The 634-nt window shown below is 44.2% G+C and carries 1 protein-coding gene and 1 pseudogene; both read right to left on the bottom strand.

Features of this window, described 5'->3' with window-relative positions:
• The coding region (locus tag A3756_RS14360; RefSeq protein ID WP_156490484.1) for a TetR/AcrR family transcriptional regulator at positions 1-439 on the bottom strand (439 nt) is incomplete at its 3' end.
• A pseudogene (locus tag A3756_RS14355) lies at positions 432-634 on the bottom strand (hypothetical protein); the annotation flags it as partial. The pseudogene A3756_RS14355 and the gene A3756_RS14360, both read right to left, overlap by 8 nt.

Here is a 634-nt window from a genome sequence, read left to right as displayed (position 1 = left end):
CGAGGACAGGGGATATCTCTGGATTCGCTGAGGCTTCGAGCTTGTTTCGACGACCACCAGTATCAGCCTGGCTCAGCATTAGTCTATAAATTGCAGGGTTTTCTACGGCAAACTGAACGTAGGCGACGCCGTAGTTAAATACCAAATCCCATGGATCAGTATAGCTCTTCTTAATATCTATCAAGCGTTTAGTTAGGTCATCGAAGCCTGATGCAGCGATAGCTTGTAAGAGCTCTTTCTTGTTCTTAAAGTGAGTATAAGGTGCCATATGCGACACCCCTACTTCTGCGGCAATGGCTCTTAAAGATAGAGCATCTACGCCTTTAATTTTTAATATGTCTTTAGCTGACTCAACTAATGCCGTCTTCAAGTCACCATGGTGATATGGCTTACTTTCAGCACTAATTGAGGCGTCACCTTGGGACTTAGAACTAGACATCCAGGTTTGTTACTTCCAAAGCATTTGTCTGAATAAAGTCTCGTCTTGGTTCAACTTCATCACCCATTAAGGTCGTAAAGATCTGATCAGCGGCAACCGCATCTTCGATATTTACTTTCATCATACGGCGACTTTCTGGGTCCATCGTTGTTTCCCAGAGCTGCTCAGGGTTCATCTCACCTAGACCTTTATATC

The organism is Oleiphilus sp. HI0086, assembly GCF_001635225.1.
This window is presented reverse-complemented; position numbering and strand designations above follow the sequence as displayed.